General features: G+C 34.9%; 7 protein-coding genes. All 7 read left to right on the forward strand.

Annotated features, from left to right (window positions below):
* Positions 1-9: 9 nt before the first annotated feature.
* The 7 genes from DMB68_RS05920 (at position 10) to DMB68_RS05950 (ending at position 15,987) form a co-directional block, all read left to right on the forward strand.
* Positions 10-2,919, forward strand: a complete 2,910-nt coding sequence (locus DMB68_RS05920) for an NHLP bacteriocin export ABC transporter permease/ATPase subunit (protein ID WP_110345705.1) — start codon at positions 10-12, stop codon at positions 2,917-2,919.
* Between the two features lies 1 nt (position 2,920).
* Positions 2,921-4,036, forward strand: coding sequence for a DUF7005 family protein (locus DMB68_RS05925; RefSeq protein ID WP_110345706.1), 1,116 nt, complete (start codon positions 2,921-2,923; stop codon positions 4,034-4,036).
* A 424-nt stretch (positions 4,037-4,460) separates the two neighbouring features.
* Positions 4,461-6,632: an alpha-N-acetylglucosaminidase gene (locus DMB68_RS05930; RefSeq protein WP_110345707.1), complete on the forward strand. Its 2,172-nt coding sequence runs from the start codon at positions 4,461-4,463 to the stop codon at positions 6,630-6,632.
* Between the two features lie 39 nt (positions 6,633-6,671).
* Complete coding sequence (nagB, locus tag DMB68_RS05935) at positions 6,672-8,600, forward strand: glucosamine-6-phosphate deaminase (RefSeq protein WP_110345708.1); 1,929 nt, start codon at positions 6,672-6,674, stop codon at positions 8,598-8,600.
* 162 nt (positions 8,601-8,762) lie between these two features.
* Complete coding sequence (locus DMB68_RS05940; RefSeq protein WP_110345709.1) at positions 8,763-11,774, forward strand: SusC/RagA family TonB-linked outer membrane protein; 3,012 nt, start codon at positions 8,763-8,765, stop codon at positions 11,772-11,774.
* Between the two features lie 19 nt (positions 11,775-11,793).
* Positions 11,794-13,407 carry a RagB/SusD family nutrient uptake outer membrane protein gene (locus DMB68_RS05945; protein ID WP_110345710.1) on the forward strand — a complete coding sequence of 538 codons (1,614 nt, stop codon included), beginning with the start codon at positions 11,794-11,796 and terminating at the stop codon, positions 13,405-13,407.
* Between the two features lie 267 nt (positions 13,408-13,674).
* The gene (locus DMB68_RS05950) at positions 13,675-15,987 is read left to right on the forward strand and encodes a GH92 family glycosyl hydrolase (RefSeq protein ID WP_110345711.1); all 2,313 of its coding nucleotides are present in this window, start codon (positions 13,675-13,677) and stop codon (positions 15,985-15,987) included.
* Position 15,988: the final 1 nt, after the last annotated feature.

A 15,988-nucleotide genomic window follows, 5' to 3' on the forward strand; every position in this document is an offset into this window, starting at 1 on the left:
TTAGTTAATATGTCAGCGAAAGAGAAAATACATATCGGCGTTGAGCAACCACTGATTCTAAATCATACAAACCGTTTTTGGATGATTATTTCGGGAGAAGTAAATGTGTTTTACACTAAAATTGATGATGAGGGAGAATATTTATGTGCTTTAAAATATCTTTATTCTGCCAGACAAGGAGAATTATTATTTAGTTTATTACCTCAGGAGTGCTCTGATAATACGAGACTGATTGTTTTTTCAAATGAAGCTAAATTATTATCAATTCAAAAAAGTGATCTTCTGAATGTTGATCGTTTCTTTTTAAAAAACATGATCAATAAATGGATTTTAAAAACATCAGCCGAATTAAGTTTTAAGAATGCACCAAGAGTTTACACTGCACTCAATGATTTTGATCAAATAACTCTGAATGAAAACGTAATAGCATATCCTTCAAACGGAATAAATTGGGTAAAATTACTTAAAGGAAATCTTTCAGTTTTCTCAGATGAAATGAAAATTAGTTCAACAGATGAAACTAGTTTTCCAATACCCGTATCTAACAAATTATGGATTAAATCCTTATCGGATAATTCAGATATAAAAATATTAAACACCCGGGAAGTTATTGAAGAAGAAATTAATTTTTTAATCTCTTTAGAAAAGATGCAATCCTATTTTTATAATCAGATTAATAAAAGCATAGAAAGCAACAGTTTAATCGAGAATACGCATTTTAATGATAAACTCATAAACGAGGAAGATGAGTTAAAAAATACTCTCGAAAAAATAAAATCGATAGTTTCGGGCCATAAAAATAGTGTTCCTCATATTTCATCTAAAAATACAAATAAACAAAGTATACTGCATGCTACCTGCCAGTTAATAGGAGACCAGACAGGATTTAAGTTCGAGGAACCCAAACATGTTGAAACGCATCAAAATAGTGCAAGTAATCTGCTGTACGCCATTGCAAAAAGTTCTAAAATACGAGTGCGCAAAATCATCTTAAGAGATGTTTGGTGGAAAGAAGAAAACGGTCATTTACTGGCTTTTTTAAAACCCAATAATGAACCGGTGGCTTTAATACAAAAAACTTCAAATAGTTACTTGATTAAAAATTTATCTTCCGGTACAGAGTCTGTTGTAAATCAGGAAATTGCCGAGAAATTAGAACCAATTGGCTATATGTTTTTTTCAGGATTCAATGTCAAAATGAATTCGATGAAAAAAGTATTAAATTTTGCAATGAATGGCGTTAAAAAAGATGCTAAATTATTAATTCTGGCTTCTTTTGCAGGCAGTTTGATAGGCTTGCTGATTCCAATTCTATCAGGGATAATTTTTGACGATGTTATACCAACAGCTGACAGGTCAATCCATTTTGAAGTATTTAGTATTATGATCATAATAGCTTTAGTCACTGCCGGTCTTCAGCTTGTCCAGGGCGTATTACAAATGCGTGTAGAATCAAAATCAAGTATCAATCTGCAGGCGGGTGTTATGGACTATATACTGAGATTGCCGGTAACTTTTTATAAAAAATATACAGCAGGAGATCTTACCAACAGAGTTTTAAGCATTAATTCTATCAGACAAATATTATCCAACACACTGATGACAGCAGTTTTGAGTGGTGCATTTTCATTTGTTAACCTAATACTGCTTTTTTATTACGATTCTGGTTTAGCATGGGTAGGAGTAGGTTTAGCTTTGGTTGCCGTTATATTTATGATTGTAATGGGGTGTTTAAAATTAAAATACGACAGGGAAGTCTCTAAATATCAAGGAGAAATTCAGGGATTTCTTTTTGAATTTTTATCAGGAATCAGTAAAATAAGGATTACAGGCGGCGAAAAAAGAGTCTTTGCTCTTTGGGCTGATAAATTTTCAAAACTCAAAAGCTTAGGATTTAGTTCGGGTAGTTATCAGAATTTTGTAGAAGTTTTTAATAGTTCATACCCACTTTTTACCAGTATTTTCTTTTTTTCGTTTATATATTATACAGTTCACAATGCCGATAAAATGACCACTATGCTGACAGTAGGAGCTTTTATGGCTTTCATAACAGCGTTTAATAAATTTTTAAGTGATAGCTTAAGATTAAGTATGGCTTTTATAACTTCACTCAATGTTATTCCGCTCTACGAAAGAGTTAAACCCATTTTAGAAGAAGAAACAGAATCTGTAGAACAAAGTGTTGATCCCGGTGAATTAAGCGGTGAAATTGAAATGAATTCAGTTTCATTCCGATATAACGAGAATCAGCCTTTGATATTAAAAAATATTACCTTCAAAATTAAGCCCGGCGAAATGGTAGCTTTCGTTGGTGCTTCCGGATCCGGAAAATCAACAATTATGAGGCTACTCTTAGGATTTGAGCACCCGGAAATGGGATCTATATTTTATGACGGAAATACTTTTGATACCATGAATAAAGAGCTGGTAAGAAGACAAATTGGGGTGGTACTACAAAACGGAGCATTAATGTCCGGAAGTATTTACCAGAATATAGTTGGAAATTCTGAGCTGACATTAGATGACGCCTGGGAAGCAGCACGCATGGCCGGTATGGAAGAAGATATCAAAACCATGCCCATGGAACTGCACACTTTTATAAGTGAAGGCGCAGGAACATTTTCGGGAGGGCAAAGACAAAGACTGATGATTGCAAGAGCCATTGTACATAAACCAAGATTACTTTATATGGATGAAGCCACCAGTGCGCTTGATAACAGGACACAAAATATCGTAGCAGAAAGTTTAGATAAACTTCAGGCTACCCGAATTGTTATTGCACACAGATTGAGTACTATAAAAAACGCTGATCGTATTTTTGTATTAGATAAAGGAGAAATTAGAGAATCCGGTACTTACGAAGAATTAATGCAGTTAGATGGTTTGTTTACCCAGCTGGCAAAACGTCAAATGGCATAATATGGATAATTCAGTTTCCTTAAAAGTGAATCAGGAGTTTCCTTTTAATTTGTCTCACACACTTAAAGAATATCTTTTTAATAAGTTTGGTAAGAAACAATCTTTTTTAGAAGAATCAAATATCGAATTTTGGGATGACTATTCTGAAAACAATAAAAATAACAATGCATTTGATTTGTTAAAAAGATGTTACCCTCAACTCAATTTCCCCATAGAAACAGGAATAGAAAAAACGGAGTTGTACAAAGACGCTACATTACGAGGTAAAAAAGATTTTACAAATTTATCTGCCTGTTTAGAATTAACCGATCCTTCAAGTATAAAATTTGAAGTTAATCAATGCATAGCAGGAAAAGTTCCTGTTTTAATTGTTTCAAATCAAGATGATTTTATAAAAATAATTCAATCGCTATTATACAAAAATAATCCTGTAGAAATTCCTGTTTCAATGGGAGCTGCGTTGATAAACGGTATCAATAATTGGGAAAGAATCAATATTCTAAAAAAGGATTGGCTTTCAAAAAATCCTTTAGGAAACTGGAATCAGGAATTTTCTACTATTATACCTAACAAATCTTTGTATAAAGACAAATTGATTATCCTCAGCACAAAACCGTATAGCAATGTACCAGCAAAACAATTAGGCTTAACCGAAGATATATGGATTAAACACTCCATTTCAATTAGAAAAGAACATGAATTTACACATTTGTATACTTTAAAAAGATACGGATTGGCTTCTAACAATCTTCACGATGAATTAATTGCCGATTATATAGGAATCATAAAAGCCATAGGATATTATGACAAAAACTGGATGCTAAATTTCATGGGACTCGATGAATATCCTAAATATAGAAGGGGAGGCAGATTAGAAAATTATGTTCAGGAAAACAGACTGACTCAGCAAGATTTTAAGCAATTAATAAAAATTATTAAAAATGCTATCGACACCATTGCCATCTTTGATAAAAAATTAGGAAAATTAACATCCGTAAAAGATGAAAGATGCAGGATTGAAGCACTTTGTGAAACAGGGCTCACAGTATTGGCCTCTCAAAACGATGCTTCCATACTTCTTGATAATTACTACGAAAAGTTTAATACCCCATTATGATATCGACCTGAGATTTCTTATTATTAAAAAAATCATACTTAAATACAATTTATAGTTAGAAAATCATTTTTATATTGTTTACAACAAAAACTACAACCCTAAAAAAGTTGTAGTTTTTTGTTTAATGCCCTCAATTTATCCATAAAAAAACCATTGCAAAATATGTCCATAGTTTTGAACAATGTGTCCATTTCTTAAAGATTCTTTACCAGTAATTTTATCATAAGTTAATCATCTGGTTTGGAAGAGAGATGAGAAAATGTTAGAAGTGTTTTGAAGTCAATATTTTGGTAAGATGTTGAACTTAAATTTTGAGTTAGTTTTTAAGTTGATTTGAAAAAGGGAGATTAATTCATAATCTCCCTCTTTTTTATGCTTAAGTTTTTAAGAAAATGATTTGTTGTTAATCTAAATATGTATTTATATGAAAAGTGAGTATCCGGAAATTAAAAATTATCATTCTTTAATTAATAACAGTGTTATACTGTTTTTTATAATCCTGTTTTTTCTGGGATCAGATTCGTATTGCCAAAATGCAGATAAAAAAAATGCAGATGCTGTACTGGAAAGACTTCTTGGTAATCGTGCGAAAGAATTTGATTTGCATATTATGGAAAATAAAAGTCAGAATCCGGATTCGTTTGAAGTGGAAACGACTGAAAGTAAAGTAATAATTAAAGGAACCTCAAATACTGTTATTTGTTATGCAGCTTATACTTTTCTAAAAGATATTGGAGCCGTTTCAGTAAGCTGGGAAGGAAACAGAATCAATCTGCCTAAAAAATGGCCTGCATATTCAAAAAAGCTTGTTACTCCTTTTAAATATAGGAAATATTTGAACGCCTGTACTTTTGGCTACACAACTCCATGGTGGGACTGGAAACGCTGGGAACAGGAAATTGACTGGATGGCCCTTCACGGCATTAATCTGCCTACAGCTCTGGAAGGACAAGAGGCGGTTTGGCAAGAACTATGGAAAGAGTATGGGGTAACAGATACACAATTACAGGCACATTTTGCAGGACCCGCATTTTTGCCCTGGCAGCGAATGGGAAACATAAATAGTCTCGATGGACCTTTACCTCAGGAATGGATTAATAAAAAGCAAAACATCCAGAAAAAATTATTGCAAAGGATGAGAGATTTGGGTATGCATCCGGTTGTACCGGCATTTAGTGGTTATGTGCCAAAAGCTTTTGCAGAGTCACATCCTAATTCAAAAATCAGTGAATTAAAATCATGGTCAGGAGGAGGTTTTGAGAGCACTTACCTGTTAGATCCTAATGATCCTTTGTTTAAAGAAATAGGGAAACGTTTTATAGAAATCTATACCAAAACATACGGGCCATCTGATTTTTATTTGGCGGATTCCTTTAACGAAATAACTCCTCCGGTTTCTGAAGAACATAAAAATGAAGAATTAGCAGATTACGGAAAAACTATTTTCGAAACCATCAATGAAGCTTCTCCAAAAGCAACCTGGGTGATGCAGGGCTGGCTTTTTGGAGATAATAAAGAATTCTGGACAAAAGAAGCAACGAAAGCTTTCTTAAGTAAAGTACCGAATGACCGAATGATAGTTCAGGATTATGCAAATGACAGATATAAAGTTTGGGAAAATCAGGAAGCTTTTTACGGAAAACAATGGAGTTATGGTTACGTACATAATTATGGTGGATCGAATCCTGTGTATGGCGATTTGAATTTCTATAAAAATGAACTTACAAGCTTGCTGGAAAACCCTAATAAAGGCAATATCGTAGGTTATGGTGTTATGCCTGAAGGTTTGAATAACAACTCGATAGTTTATGAATATATTTATGATCTTCCATGGACACTGGGAAAAGAACAGGTAAATGACTGGCTAAAGAAACATTTGAATGCCCGATACGGAAAAACTTCAGATGCAGTTTTTCAAGGCTGGCAATTATTAATAGAGTCTGTTTACAGTACTAAATATTGGGAAACCCGCTGGTGGAATGACTGGGCCGGAGCTTATTTGTTTTTTAAAAGACCTACATTAAAGATAACAGAATTCAAAGGCAATCCCGGAGATAAAGAAAAACTAAAACAGGCTTTGGATATTTTGAATAAAGAAGCTAAAAATTATGAGAAAAAGAACCTCTACAATTATGATCTTATAGACGCTTCAAGACATTATTATTCACTTTGTATTGATGAAATGCTGATGGAATGTGTAAAAGCGTATGAATCAAAAAACATACAAAAAGGTGATGCATTATTCAAAAAAATAGAAAAACAGGCTGTGGATATTGACAAAATGATGTCAGGTCAGCCTTTGAACAGTTTGAATAATTGGGTAAAATCAGCATCTGAATACGGTAAAACCACTGCTGAATCCAAATTATATGTAAAAAATGCCAAAACATTAATAACACTTTGGGGAGGAGAAGGCCATTTAAATGATTATGCCTCAAGGGCATGGAAAGGGATGTACAAAGATTTTTACTGGCCAAGATGGAAAATGTTTTTGCAGGCACAACGGGAATCGACTGTTAAGAATACGGTTTTCGATGAAGAGAAAGTAAGAGCATCCATAAAAGCATGGGAAACAAAATGGTGCGAAAACAACTAAAAAGATTAGAACTAACTATTAACTATAAAAAATAAAACAATGTTAAAAAGCAGTATAGACAAAGCAACAAGTTTTGAAAAGCGATTTGAGAATATTGGTACTGTGGTTTATGAAAATTCAGTAATAGCATCGAAATCAGTAGCCAATGAAATAGCGGGTTTAATCAGAGAAAAGCAATCACAAAATCAGTTATGTATCTTAGGCCTGGCTACCGGATCAAGTCCAAAGAGCTTATATGCAGAACTGGTGAGGCTTCATAAAGAAGAAGGATTGAGTTTTAAAAATGTAGTGTCATTCAATTTAGATGAATATTACCCAATGGAACCGGATTCTATCAATAGTTATGTGCGTTTTATGAAGGAATTATTATTCAATCATGTAGATATTTTGCCTGAAAACATCCATATTCCGGATGGTACTTTATCCAAAGAAGCAATTGCAGATTATTGTGCTGATTACGAAACAAAGATTGAAGCACTGGGAGGTCTTGATCTTCAGATACTCGGAATTGGAGGAAACGGTCATATCGGATTTAATGAATCGGGATCGCTACAAAATTCGAAAACCCGTTTAGTAGCTTTAGACCATATTACCCGTGTGGCTGCAAGCAATGATTTTTCGGGCCTGAATAATACACCGAGAACTGCGATTACTTTAGGTATAAAAAAAATCATGGAAGCCAAAAGAGTTATATTATTGGCGTGGGGAGAAGGAAAATCAAATATCATTAAAGCTTCTGTAGAAGGATCAGTAACTAATTTGGTTCCGGCTTCTTTTTTACAGGAACACAATAATACCACTTTCGTGCTGGATAAAGCAGCTGCTTCAAAATTAACACGTATTAATACACCCTGGCTTGTTGAAAATGTAATCTGGACAGACAATCTTATTCGAAAAGCAGTTTTAGGTTTGGCTTTACATTTAAAAAAACCAATCCTGATGTTGACAGACGCTGATTATATAGAAAACGGAATGAGCGATTTACTGGCAGATTTAGGTCCGGCATATGATATCAACATTAAAATTTTCAACAAACTTCAAAATACCATTACAGGATGGCCGGGAGGGAAACCAAATGCTGATGACAACAAAAGACCGGAGAGAGCAGAACCTGCAAAAAAACGGATCCTTATTTTTAGTCCGCATCCTGATGATGATATTATAAGTATGGGAGGCACTTTTAAACGTTTACACGAGCAGGGGCACGAAGTACATATCGGCTATCAAACCTCAGGAAATATTGCTGTTGCCGATGATGAAGCATTGCGATTTGCCTCTTTTGTTTGCGATTATAATGATAAATTTGGAATTAAAAGTACTGAAGCAGATAGCATTTACAAAGAATCATTGCTATTTCTGCAAAATAAAAAGAACAGCGAAATTGATATTCCCGAAGTTAGAAATATAAAGGGACTTATCCGAAAAGGAGAAGCACAGTCTACTTGTTATTTTGTTGGAATTCCGGATAGTCAGATTCATTTTATGGAACTTCCGTTTTATGAAACCGGTACAATAGAGAAAAAACCATTAGGAGAAGAGGATATTCAAATCACTATAGATTTGATTGAGAAAATAAAACCCCATCAAATATATGCTGCAGGAGATTTGGCAGATCCCCACGGGACTCACAAAGTGTGTCTGGATGCCGTTTTTGAAGCTGTAACTCGTTTGAAAACAAAAGATTTTATGAAAGATTGCTGGGTTTGGCTGTACAGAGGCGCATGGCAGGAATGGGGAATCGATGAAATTGAAATGGCTGTACCAATGGGACCGGATCAGGTTATGGAAAAGAGAAAAGGGATTTTTAAACACCAGTCTCAAAAAGACGGAGTCGTTTTTCAGGGTTCAGACAGCAGGGAATTTTGGCAAAGAGCAGAAGATAGAAACAAAGAAACTGCAGATTTGTATCATGAACTTGGATTAGCCCATTATGCAGCAATGGAAGCTTTCGTTAGATGGATTTATTAATAAGACTTTTATTATATATTGTTAAAGAAAAAACCTTCGGAATCCCTTGTTTTACTAGTGTTAACAAAAAAATCCATATTTATGAATAACCTGTCCATTTGTTAACAATTCTTTAAAACTAATTTCGTCTAAACTATTTAACCAATTAACTAAATACTGAGTATGGAAAAATTAAAACTTTTATTGTTAGCCTTCTTTTTAGGTCTTTCAATTAATTCATGGGCACAAAAAACTGAAGTGTCCGGTGTAATATTAGATGATAAGAATTTACCTCTGCCCGCAGCTAATATTCTTGAAAAAGGTACTACTCGTAGTGTAGTAACAGATTTTGATGGTAAATTCAAAATGTCTGTTTCAAATCCTAATGCTGTACTGGTTGTATCCTTTCTTGGATTTACAGATCAGACTGTTAAATTAGACGGAACCAAAACAAACTTAACAATTAAATTAGCTTCGGCTATGAACGCTCTGGAGCAGGTTGTAGTGGTAGGTTACGGAAAAGGATCCCGTAAAAATTTAACCACTTCTGTAACTTCCATTAAAGCAGAAGAACTAAACAAAGGAGCTATTAGTGATGTGGGACAATTACTGCAGGGTAAAGTTTCAGGTCTTAACATCTCTTCCAGTGGCGATCCTACAAGAACTGCTTCTGTGGTTTTGCGTGGAGCGTCTACTTTAAATAGTTCACAAGGGCCATTTTATGTTATTGACGGTGTTCCCGGAGTTGATATTTCGGTTATTTCACCAGATGATATCGCAACTATTGATGTATTAAAAGATGCTGCTGCAACTGCAATTTATGGTAACCGTGCTGCTAATGGGGTTATTATGGTTACGACTAAAAAAGGAAGTAAAGACAGAACTCAAATTGCTTACAACGGGTACGTTGGCTGGGAAGAAGTTTCTAATCAGCTGGATATGATGAATGCAACTCAATTGAGAGCATTTACAACAAAAAATAATTTGAACTTTACTCCTGAAAATGACAAAGGTGCTAATACAAACTGGCAGAAAGAAATTTTGAGAGCTGGAAAAGCAAAGTCAAGCAGTCATAACTTATCTATGAGTGGTGGCGGAAAGAATGGTAGTTATACTGCGAGCTTAACCTCTCTTAATAAAGAAGGTGTTCTTTTAAAAAGTGATTTTTCTCGTGTAATCGCCCGTTTATCTGTTGAGCAATTTGCTTTTGATGATAAAGTTAAATTTGGTTTAAACGTAACGAATTCTAACAGTAAATATGTAAATGTTCCACAGCGAAACACTGTCCTTTTACAATCCATAAGTCATCTTCCTGTTTCTCCGGTAAGAAATGAGGATGGAACTTTTTTCGAAAATTTTGTCAGCACGGGATATTTTAATCCGGTTGCCTTAATTGAGCATGGAACTGATGAAACTGAAACGAATAATCTTGTTGGTAACCTTACAGCAGAAGTAAAACTTCCTTTTGGATTTACCTATAACTTAAACATTGCGCATCAAAAACTAACTACTTCGCATGGGGAGTTTTATGATAGCTATTATTCGAAATACAATAGTGCCAATTTCTACAATAATCCAGATCCGCCTTTAACAAAATCATTAATTAATTTTGGTGTTAACGGTTCAGCATTAAGAAATTCTTATGAAAATACGAATAATATTATTGAGAGTTTCTTAACCTGGGATAAAACTTTGGGTGTTCACAAAATCAAAGCTGTTTTAGGATATTCCTGGCAGGAAAATACATTGGGAGACGGATTTCAGGCTACAGCAACCAATTTCCCTGTAGATAATGTAGGATATAATAACCTTGCTTTGAGTAATTACACTTCTGTAAATGGTTATGTTGTGAATTTTGGAGACAGCAGAGCGTATCAAAAAACGCGTTTAATAGGTGAATTTGCCCGTTTAAATTATAACTATCAGGATAAATACCTTTTACAGGGAACTATCAGAAGAGACGGAGGTTCTGTATTTGGTGCAAATAACCGCTGGGGATATTTCCCTTCTGTAGGAGCAGCATGGAGAGTTGATAAAGAAAATTTTATGAAAAACCAGCAAATTTTCAGTGACTTAAAATTCCGTGGAAGTTACGGAGTTACAGGAAATTCTTCAGGATTTAATGCTTACACAGCACAATTTATTTCAGGAAGTTTAGGTACTTTCTATTACAACGGACAACAAATTGGAGCATACGGACCTAATCAGGCAGCAAACCCGGATTTGAAATGGGAAAAAACTGCTACTGCAAATATTGGTGTTGATTTTGGTTTGTTTAACGGAAAAATTACGGGTTCTGTTGATTTATACGACAAGAAAACAACTGACATGATTTTTAATTATGCTGTAAATCCGGTTCTTGTACCAGTAGGTACAATTGTAGCAAACGGAGGAACAATGTCTAATAAAGGTATTGAGGTGAGTTTAGGAGCAACTCCTGTTAAGACAGCCAATTTTACATGGTCAACTAATTTGAATTTAGCAAGTAATAAAAATGAGATTGTTAAACTGACAAATCCATTCTTTATTGGAGGTGATTCTATCCGTAGAGTACAGCCTGATGGAGGCGGACAAACCGGAAGTACATTACAGATTTTTAAAGAAGGAAAGCCTCTTGGTCAGTTCTTCACTCTTAAATATGCAGGGAAAAATGCTGCAGGTGTTTCTCAATATGTTGCTAAAGACGGTAGTTTAACAACAACTCCTGCAATTGGTACAGATTATCACTATGCAGGAAGTGCACAGCCAAAAGTATTATTAGGCTGGGGAAATAATTTTCAATACAAAAAATTTGATTTGAGTATTTTCTTCAGAGGTGTATTTGGTAATAAAATTTTCAATGCTACCCGTGCCGACTTATTCAGGCCAAGTACCGCAATGACAAATAACATTTTAGTTGATGCAGCAAATGAATCGCCTACCGATCTTAACTCATACAAATATTCGACACGTTTTATAGAAGACGGAAGCTATATTAGATTAGACAATATGACTTTAGGCTATAATTTTGGCAAAGTGAGCAAATTTATCCAAAGTGTGCGTGTGTATCAAACCATAAATAATCTGTTTGTAATCACCAAATATTCAGGAATTGATCCGGAAGTAGAACAGGGAGGAACAGCTCCTGGTGTAGATTCGAATAACTTCTATCCAAAAACCAGAACATTTATGTTTGGCTTAAACGTGATATTCTAAAAATTAAATTGTAAAAATTATGAAAAATATATTCAAATATTTAGGTCTTCCAGTACTTATGGTTGGTTTATTCTGGTCTTGTGAAGATCTGGATGTGCCTATTACCACACAGCTTACGCCAGATGTGTTTCCTCAAAATTCAACACAATATATTCAAACAGCAGGTCCTGTTTATGCAGCTTTTAGAGGTGATTTTGCATTTTCCTGGTGGTGGTCACAGTCTTTGACTACTGATGAAGCTATTTTGCCTGCACGTGGGGGAAACTGGTTTGATAATAGAGGATATGCCTGTCAGCATTATCATGACTGGACACCCGATAACGGAGTTGGGCCTTGGGGCTGGGCAGAAGGTGTTATCGGAACCAGCAATCAGGCCATTTCAATTTTAAATACAGCAATGCCAGCAGGTGCCGAAAAATCAACAATGATTTCTGAATTAAAAACGATGCGTGCTATTAGTTATTTTATGTTAATGGATAGTTATGGAGGTGTACCATTAGATACTGTATATGGAGATTTTAGTTCGAAAGCCAGATCTACCAGAACTGAAGTTTTCAATTTCATCGAAAGCGAATTAAAAAAGGCTATTCCTAATTTGAATGCTGCTTCGGGAATAACAGTTTATGGCAGACCAAACAAGCAAACGGCAAATGCAATGCTTGCTAAATTATATCTGAATGCAGAGGTTTATACAGGAACGCAACGTTACAATGATTGTATTGCGGCCAGTGATCAGGTAATAAGTTCAGGATTATATGCTGTTGAACCAAGAGCGACATATCTTCAGATGTTTTATCCAAATAATGGTCCACAAATGAAAGAATTCATTTTTGCTGTACCTTTCGATCCTGTAGCTACAACAGTCGGTTATAATGGTCAGATGTATCATGCCCGTTATGATGTGCCAAGATCTGAAAGAGCCAAGTTTGGACTTCCTTTTACACCTAGTGCTCCGAGAAGTACATTACCTGAATTTTATGCAAATTTTAATGATGCAAATGACATTCGTAACAAGCAATGGTTAACAGGTTTACAATTTTTAAATGATGGCGTTACTCCGGTAAGAGTTACTACAACAAAAAAAGGATATGATCAATTTTATACTGGTGCAGATGGTGGGGCTGCTTACACCTATCAGGTAGACTTGACACCAAATATTGTGCTGCGTCAGAATCCTGCTTTGTTTGACTGTGGTAATGATGAAATTGCATGGAACATGGGGTACAGAAATATCAAATTTTATCCCGATGCTACTTCAACGAGCCGTAATCAAAACAATGACGTTCCATTTTTACGTTATTCAGATGTGCTTTTGATGAAAGCTGAAGCAATCCTTCGCGGAGGAAATGAAACCATGGGACATACAGCCCTTTCATTAGTTAATATGGTTCGTTCCAATCGTACTACTTCTGCAGCATGGACTAGTGTAACATTAGAACAGCTTTATCAGGAAAGATGTCGTGAATTGGCCTGGGAGGCATGGCATAGAAATGACATGATCCGATATGGTAAATATGAAGGATCATGGGGTTTCAAAACCAATGCGGAAACTTACCGTCGTCTTTTCCCGATTCCAACTTATGCAAGAGTTTTAAATCCGGCTCTAACTCAGAATGACGGATATCCTAATTAAAAAATAATACCAAAAACAATTTTTTTTAATTCCCAAAAGGAGAAGAAGATTAAAAAATTCTTCTCCTTTTTATCAAGAAGACTTTACATGATCATGAAATTAAAAATATCCTGAAGAAAAGGATATGATTTATCATGCGTTCTAAATTTAGGCTTCACCTATTTAATAGTAATGTATTACTTGTTAAAACATTTTTTTTTTAAACTGTTTGATGAACTACAATATCAGATTTGTTCATAATAAACAGACTCCAATACATTTTAATCAATGGTACTTAACAGAATCAATATAACCGGACGCATTGTAACAAGTTTGATACTTATTTTTTTAGTGTCGTGCAAAGTAGAAAAAGACGCTTCTTTAAGAAATAAAGAAGTAACAGATCTGGTTTATCCTTTGCTTGATACCGAAAATTCAAGATGGTTTTTCTTTTCATCTGCAAGCCGTCCATTTGGGATGGTGAATTTAAATCCGGATACCGAAATTAAAGGTGACTGGGGTGGCGGCTACAAATACACTACAGATACTGTAAAAGGTTTTAGTCATGTACACGAATGGCAAATGTCAGGGCTTTCAGTAATGCCTGTAACGATTACAAAGGGAAATAGCGAAAATATCTTTTCAGATTTTTATTCTAAATTTAGTCATGAATCTGAAAAAATATTTCCGGGTTATCATTCCTTGTTACTGGACAGGTATCAAATAAAAGCAGAACTGACCAGTACAAAAAGAGTTGGTTTTCATAAATATACGTTTTCAGATTCTGCTCAAAAAGCAATCCTTTTCAATCTGAACACGATTTTAGGACCGTGTGAAAATACTAACGGGACACTTGAAAAAAATAACGATTACGAACTTTCAGGATCGTTAGTTTTAAGCACCAATTTTAGACGTCCAAAACCCTTAAAAGTATATTTTAAAATAAAATTTAATCAGCCTCTTACTTCAATAAAACGTAATGAAGCAACAGGAAATTATCTGGTTAGTTTTGGCAAAGCCGAAGAAAAAATATTGATGAAAGCCGGTATTTCCTATACTTCGGTTGAAAATGCAGAAAACAATCTGAAGCAGGAATTACCACACTGGGATTTTGATAAAGTGGTTTCCGATTCCAAAGCGGAATGGGATAATCTATTAGGCAGAATTGAAGTTGAAGGCGGAACAGAAAAAGATCAGAGAAGATTCTATACAGATCTCTGGCATGCTTTGCAAGGAAGAAAAATGATTAATGATGCTAATGGGGCTTATCCTGATAACTCTGGAGAAAAATTCAGAATCGGGCAATTACCTTTAGATTCTAACGGAAAACCAAAATTCAATCATTATAATTCAGATGCTTTTTGGGGTGCACAATGGACTATAAATACACTTTGGGGACTTGTATATCCTGAAATTATGGATGAATTTGTACATTCTTTAATGCAATACTATAATGATAGCGGAATGATTCCGCGTGGTCCTTCAGGAGGTAATGATACTTATGTAATGACTGGCGCATCGGCTACACCTTTTATTGTAAGTGCCATTCAGAAAGGATTAGTAAAAGAAAATCTCGAAGAAATTTATACAGCACTCAAGAAAAACCATATGATTAATGGCATCATGGGAAAGGCCGGATATGAACACAATACAGATATAGGTGGCGGTTTAAAATATTATTTAGAAAAAGGATATGTTCCGTATCCACTTCCCGATGGAGATTTTGGAAGTCATCAGGACGGAGCCAGCCAGACTTTAGAATATGCTTACCAGGACTGGACTCTGGCACAATTGGCAAAAAAGTTGTATCACGACGAAGATTATAACTATTTTATTAACCGGTCTAAAAACTATCAAAATGTGTTTGATAAAACGACAGGCTGGATGCGCCCTAAAGATGCTAAAGGAAAATGGCGGGAAAATTATGATCCGTATCAGTATGAAAACGGTTTTATAGAATCAAACGGAGCGCAATCAACCTGGTTTGTACCGCATGATATTGATGGCTTAGCTGAATTGATGGGAGGTAAGGAAAAAGCGGTTGAAAAACTAAATAAGCAATTTGAAACTGCAAAGGATTTGAAATACACTTCAGGAAATTCTCATGATGCCGAACTGCACCCGGAATTCAGCCGTATTCCAATCAATTTTGGAAACCAGCCATCGATGCAGACTTCTAATATTTTCAGCTTATTGGGAAGACCGGATCTGACACAATACTGGACCAGAGATGTAGTAAAAGAAACTTTTAGCGGATTATCTCCCGCTACCGGTTACAATGGAGATGAAGATCAGGGATTAATGGGAAGCCTGAATGTCTTACTTAAAATTGGTTTATTCCAAATGAATGGAGGTACAGATAAAGAGGCCGAATATCAGATAGGAAGTCCAATTTTTACTAAAGTATCCATTCAACTAAATCCTAAATATTATCAGGGTAAAAATTTTATAATTGAAGCCCATAATAACAGTGCCGAAAACATTTATATAAAGGAAATTAAATACAATAATACACCAGTAGAAAATTTTAGTATTCCTCATAGTGCTGTTACAAATGGAGGAAAATTGATTTTAGAAATGTCTAATAAAGCAAAGAAATAAT

Origin of the sequence: Flavobacterium hydrophilum (assembly GCF_003202405.1) — a bacterium.
Classification (GTDB): Bacteria; Bacteroidota; Bacteroidia; order Flavobacteriales; family Flavobacteriaceae; genus Flavobacterium; species Flavobacterium hydrophilum.

What these genes read in the sequence shown, in the direction of transcription:
- DMB68_RS05925 (WP_110345706.1), top strand. Translation starts at nt 2,921, where the DNA reads ATGGATAATTCAGTTTCCTTAAAAGTGAATCAGGAGTTTCCTTTTAAT.
- DMB68_RS05930 (WP_110345707.1), top strand. Translation starts at nt 4,461, where the DNA reads ATGAAAAGTGAGTATCCGGAAATTAAAAATTATCATTCTTTAATTAAT.
- DMB68_RS05950 (WP_110345711.1), top strand. Translation starts at nt 13,675, where the DNA reads ATGGTACTTAACAGAATCAATATAACCGGACGCATTGTAACAAGTTTG.
- DMB68_RS05945 (WP_110345710.1), top strand. Translation starts at nt 11,794, where the DNA reads ATGAAAAATATATTCAAATATTTAGGTCTTCCAGTACTTATGGTTGGT.
- DMB68_RS05920 (WP_110345705.1), top strand. Translation starts at nt 10, where the DNA reads ATGTCAGCGAAAGAGAAAATACATATCGGCGTTGAGCAACCACTGATT.
- nagB (WP_110345708.1), top strand. Translation starts at nt 6,672, where the DNA reads ATGTTAAAAAGCAGTATAGACAAAGCAACAAGTTTTGAAAAGCGATTT.
- DMB68_RS05940 (WP_110345709.1), top strand. Translation starts at nt 8,763, where the DNA reads ATGGAAAAATTAAAACTTTTATTGTTAGCCTTCTTTTTAGGTCTTTCA.